5 protein-coding genes are annotated in these 3,481 nt (G+C 40.4%); all 5 read left to right on the forward strand.

Annotated elements, in window-relative coordinates:
- Positions 1–109 precede the first annotated feature (109 nt).
- The 5 genes from G625_RS0114525 (at position 110) to G625_RS0114545 (ending at position 3,197) form a co-directional block, all read left to right on the forward strand.
- Positions 110–814, forward strand: a complete 705-nt coding sequence (locus G625_RS0114525; RefSeq protein WP_029201669.1) for an SDR family NAD(P)-dependent oxidoreductase — start codon at positions 110–112, stop codon at positions 812–814.
- Positions 815–838: 24 nt separating this feature from the next.
- Positions 839–1,360 (forward strand): GNAT family N-acetyltransferase, encoded by a 522-nt coding sequence (locus tag G625_RS0114530; protein ID WP_044932994.1) that lies wholly within the window; start codon positions 839–841, stop codon positions 1,358–1,360.
- 8 nt (positions 1,361–1,368) lie between these two features.
- The gene (locus G625_RS0114535; RefSeq protein ID WP_029201671.1) at positions 1,369–1,872 is read left to right on the forward strand and encodes a GNAT family N-acetyltransferase; all 504 of its coding nucleotides are present in this window, start codon (positions 1,369–1,371) and stop codon (positions 1,870–1,872) included.
- 64 nt (positions 1,873–1,936) lie between these two features.
- Entirely contained in the window at positions 1,937–2,704 is a 768-nt protein-coding gene (locus G625_RS0114540; protein ID WP_029201672.1) for a PrsW family glutamic-type intramembrane protease, read from the forward strand.
- A 76-nt stretch (positions 2,705–2,780) separates the two neighbouring features.
- Positions 2,781–3,197 (forward strand): DUF523 domain-containing protein, encoded by a 417-nt coding sequence (locus G625_RS0114545; RefSeq protein ID WP_029201673.1) that lies wholly within the window; start codon positions 2,781–2,783, stop codon positions 3,195–3,197.
- Positions 3,198–3,481: the final 284 nt, after the last annotated feature.

The raw sequence follows: 3,481 nt of genomic DNA on the forward strand, positions 1-3,481 counted from the left end.
GGTTATAGCGTTTTATATACCCACACAAACTAACGAAGAGCCAAAAGTATTCGTAAATAAGGCGTGAAAACAAACAACAATTTTAATCCAGAGGGAAGAGGTGGATGTTATGGATAAATGTAAAGTAGCTGTGATCACAGGCGGTGCTCACGGAATTGGAAAAGCGATAGCAGACTTATTCCGCGCTGATGGTGTCACCGTGCACATTATCGATAAAACACCCGGTGAATGGTTTGTTGGGGACATTGGAGATAAGGAAACATTGGAAAGATTTGCAAAACATATCATAGAACAGTCCGGACATGTAGATTATCTCATCAATAATGCACTTCCAATCATGAAAGGTATTGATGAATGCAGTTACGAGGACTTTCAATACGCCCTTTCCGTAGGTGTGACCGCTCCGTTTTATCTCACAAAGCTTTTGATGCCTGTATTGTCAGACAGAGCATCTATTATAAATATTTCTTCATCCCGTGACAGGATGAGCCAGCCTCAGACCGAAAGCTATACAGCGGCAAAAGGAGGTATAGCTGCATTAACACATGCCCTAGCAATCAGCCTTGCAGGAAAAGCAAGGGTAAACAGCATTTCTCCTGGATGGATTGATACGACCGATACTGAGATCACAGGGGCAGATGCCTTACAGCAGCCTGTAGGACGCGTCGGAAAGCCGGAAGATATCGCTGAGATGGTGAAGTTCTTATGCTCTGATAAAGCCGGATTTATTACGGGCGAGAATATCTGTATAGACGGTGGAATGACAAGACAGATGATATACCATGGCGAGCAAGGATGGACATACGATGTTTGAGAATGTTAAAAAGGGGCTTAGATCATGATACGTAAAGCAACGCAATCGGACCTTGATGCAGTGGTAAATATTTATGATGAAATCCATAAGACAGAGGAAGAAGGGATAATATCTGTTGGATGGATCAGGGGAATATATCCTGTAAAAGAAACGGCGGAAGAGGCTTTGAAAAGAGAGGACCTTTTTATTATTGAAAAGGACGGTATTGTGCTTGGCTCAGGTATAATAAATAAAATCCAGGTGGACGTATATAAGAAAACTAAATGGGAGCATGAGGCGGAAGACGATAAAGTATGTGTACTCCACACGCTCACCATATCTCCCATGGCTGGAAAGCAAGGACTGGGGAAAGAGTTTATAAAGTTCTATGAAAACTATGCATTGGAAAACGGCTGCTCAGAACTTCGGATAGATACAAACGAAAGAAATATGGCAGCACGAAAAATGTACAGTAAACTTGGTTATAAAGAGGTTGCCATTGTGCCTACAGTTTTTAATGGTATACCTGATGTTAATCTTGTTCTGCTGGAAAAATATATGGGTTAAAAAAGATCATGAAGATAAGAAAAGCCGGAAAAAAAGATTTTAACAGGATAATGGAAATATATGCTTATGCCAGAAGATTTATGGCGGAGCACGGAAATCCAAACCAGTGGGGGCCTACTAACTGGCCGCCTGAAGAGCTCATAAAGAAAGATATTGAGAAGGGCCTAAGTTTCGTTTGCTTAAATGAATCAGGAACGATAGTTGGTGTGTTCTATTTTGACCAAGGAAAAGATATTGAACCAAACTACAAAGACATAGAAGACGGTGAGTGGATCGGAGATAATAATTATGGTGTGGTCCACCGGATTGCCACGGATGGTTCAGAAAAAGGCATTGGCGCATTTTGCATAAACTGGGCTTTTGAACAGTGTGGGCATCTCAGAATAGATACCCATGGAGATAACATTGTGATGCAGAATCTTCTAAATAAGCTTGGATTTACCCGGTGTGGAACGATCTATGTAGAAGAAGATGATTATCCGAGGATTGCTTTCGAAAAGATCCGGAATTAACCAGAATACTAAAGGATACGAAGAGAAAGTATTATTTTTAACCGTTTATTCCAGGAGGACATGCATGACTCTTTCTACAGCTTTATCTTTACTCATTACGGTTTTAGTATGCGGATTACTATATTACAGGATGGTTAAAAGAGAAATCCCTGAGCCTATTGGCTGGATACAGGCCCTTGTACCGATTGCCTTAGGTATGGCCACGATGGAAATCTCAGGTTTTATAGGAGTTAAGCTCTTTTTTGCAAATACTGCATTGAGGACTGCAGTTGATCAGATGCCTTCATTAATGGGATCGCTTGTAAGTGCCTTTATGGCCGCCGGCATGCCGGAAGAAGTTATCAAGTTTATTGCAATCATCTTGTTTGCCACAATCTTTAAACCAAGACTGAAAAACGTTTATGAATATATACTTTTAGGAGCAGCTGTTGGATTTGGATTTACGATAATGGAAGAAATGGCATACTCAGGTGATGATACTTGGATGGAGATTATATATATGCTCCTTAGGAAGGTATCAGTTCCTGCCCATATGGCTCTTAATATGTTAATGGGCGAGTTTATCGGAATTGCAAAGTATAGGAAGGCTCTAAATAAAGGTTCGTTGGCCAGCTGTTATTTTATCGCTTTATTCGTTCCGATGCTTATACATACGCTGTATGATGCCTTCACAGCTTTAAACAGGCTTGTTGTAAACCCTGATAGCTTTGTCTCCGGAATTATATTGGTTCTGATAGGTTTTATAGGATTCCCAGTGTGGATCATATATATGCTGATAAGATACAAGAAAAAGACAGGGGAATTCTGCAGCATGAGTCTGTTGCAGGAATAGAATATGAACAGCAGTTAGTTTAAATCCGGCACGTTTCCCTCTGTAAATATTATTGTAATCAAGAAAGTCAAAAGAAATGAAAATACTTGTAAGTGCCTGTCTTCTTGGGTGGGATTGTAAATACAATGGCGGTAATAACTATAGTGAGAAAGTAGCTGAATACGTAAAAGGGCATGACGTCATTCCTGTGTGTCCTGAAGTTGCAGGAGGGCTTCCTATACCTCGTATTCCCTGTGAGATAGTTGGAGGCACAGTCACAAACAGAAACGGAGAAAGTAAGGACAGGGAATTCAGATCAGGAGCTGATATCTGCCTTAAGAAGGCACTCGAAGAGAAAGTCGATCTTGCAATCCTTCAGTCTAGAAGTCCCTCATGTGGTGTAAAGCAGATTTATGACGGAAGTTTTTCAGGAAAACTTATTCCAGGAAAGGGTGTATTCGCAGAACTTCTCTCGAAACATGGGATAAAGATTGTTGATGTTGAGGATCTTTGAACATTGCAGTATTTTTAAGAAAACACAGTTATTACAAAGGAGTACTAACTGGATGATATTTGTGACAGGAGCATTATATGGCTTATAAATATGAGAAAGTAAATCAAAAGTTATTGGTTCCACAGATAGAAGATCAGCTTATCATGTATATCCAACAGGAACAGATCGAACCGGGCGCTAAACTTCCAAGTGAATATAAATGAAACAGTCTTAATCCCCCAGCTGAGCTGGGGGAGCAATAAAAGCGGAAGCGATAAACGGAGTAACATAAACTAAAACCTCCG

This window comes from Oribacterium sp. NK2B42, from assembly GCF_000424445.1.
Lineage (GTDB): Bacteria > Bacillota > Clostridia > Lachnospirales > Lachnospiraceae > Oribacterium.